This is a genomic window from Vibrio sp. Vb1755 (assembly GCF_033338635.1).
Taxonomy (GTDB): Bacteria; Pseudomonadota; Gammaproteobacteria; order Enterobacterales; family Vibrionaceae; genus Vibrio; species Vibrio alginolyticus.
In genome coordinates, this window is sequence record NZ_JAWOTA010000101.1 from 1 (window position 1) to 1,593 (window position 1,593).

General features: G+C 47.8%; 1 protein-coding gene and 1 pseudogene. Both read right to left on the reverse strand.

What is annotated here, in order from left to right:
• Positions 1–804: pseudogene (locus R7E00_RS22930) on the reverse strand (ABC transporter permease); the annotation flags it as partial.
• On the reverse strand, positions 801–1,593 hold a 793-nt coding region (locus tag R7E00_RS22935; protein ID WP_318124526.1), incomplete at its 5' end, for an ABC transporter ATP-binding protein. The pseudogene R7E00_RS22930 and the gene R7E00_RS22935, both read right to left, overlap by 4 nt.

Consider the following 1,593-nt stretch of genomic DNA (forward strand, 5'->3'; position numbering starts at 1 on the left):
CTTTTGCAACAACACAATCCAAGAGGTCGTACGGACCAATAGTGACGTCCAAAAAGGCAGTAGCACCACAATCAACAGCAAGTTGGCGCGTTTGTCTGGCAAGTTTGCTAACAGATATGCCACGGGATAAGCCATCAACAAACAAATCACGGTAATTAAGATCGACATCCAAAAGGTTTTAAAGAAAAGGTCAACGTAGATCTGCCGTTTTTCTGGTTGCGCTTCAATCTCGCCCATTTCGTTCACCTGCATATCCAATGCCGCAAGGTAATGGTTGACGGTTATCGCACCGCTCAGGTTCTTAAAAGCAACCCAATGTTTTGCATCCGCCCAGCGTTTATCGAGCCTACTCAGTTCTTTTATTGACGTAGGAAGCACTTCTAAACGAGACAATTTTCGTCCCGTTTTCATCATCAAACTGCGCATGCCAGAGACTTCTATGTTCATGCGATTGGCGATTTTAGGCAGGGCTTTGGTCTCATACAGTGCCAGCAGCTCAACCGAAAATGCCTCTACCACTTCGGAATCTGGCAATCCTTGATAATCCCAATGCGCTAACGCTTGGATTGTTTTCGGCAAGGCCTGCGGAATATCTCGGTTGTCGACACTGCGATAAAGCATTTCTAAAATAGGGAACGCAAATGTGAGCAAAATAAAGCATACCAACGGCAACGTCAGCATGATTGAGCGTAGGTTTTTATTGCGCTCCGCTTTTTGCAGTTGGGCTCTGAGATCGCTGTTTTGGTGATTCACATGTCGTTCGATTTCCAGTACCGAATCTAACGAGGTTAGCTCTCGACTCATGCCGCCACCTCTTCGGTTTCTGGTTGAATCGCATCTAGCGCATGGCAATCTGTACTTTGCCACCCAATTCGACAAACCGTTCCCGGAATAAGGTTCAGATGCGTTCGGTTGTCGTTCGGCACTTTCACGACAAACTGACCAACCAGTTCAACGTCAACCACTAACCGATAATGATCACCGTGATAAATTAGCTCACGCAGCACGCCTTCAATTTGGTTATCACACGATTCGTCATCAGGTTGGATGGAAATTTTCTCTGGTCGAATAGACAAGGTGGTGTGCTCGCCGTTTTGGGTCACTCGAACCGGTTTGGCAACGAAGTGAGCGGGGCCGACCTGGACTTGGCATCGCTCTGATTGCCACTCTTTTACCACACCAGAAAGCTGATTATTTTCACCAATAAACTGAGCGACGAACGCGTTACTCGGAGATTCATACAGTTCCGTTGGCGGGGCAAGTTGCTGCACTTCGCCTTGATTAAAAACTGCGATTCGGTCAGACATAGTGAGCGCTTCATCTTGCTCATGCCTGACATACAAAATCGTAATGCCGAGCTTTTCGTGCAGGTGTTTAATCTCCATCTGCATTTGCTCACGAAGTTGCTTGTCCAACGCGCCCAAAGGCTCATCCATCAGGACGAGTTTCGGTTCAAACACAAGCGCCCTCGCTAACGCGACACGTTGTTGCTGCCCGCCAGATAACTGCTTGGGATAACGACTGGCAACGTGCCCCAACTCGACCATGTCCAGTGCGCTCTGTACTTTATTTTGAATGGTTTGATTATCGAGC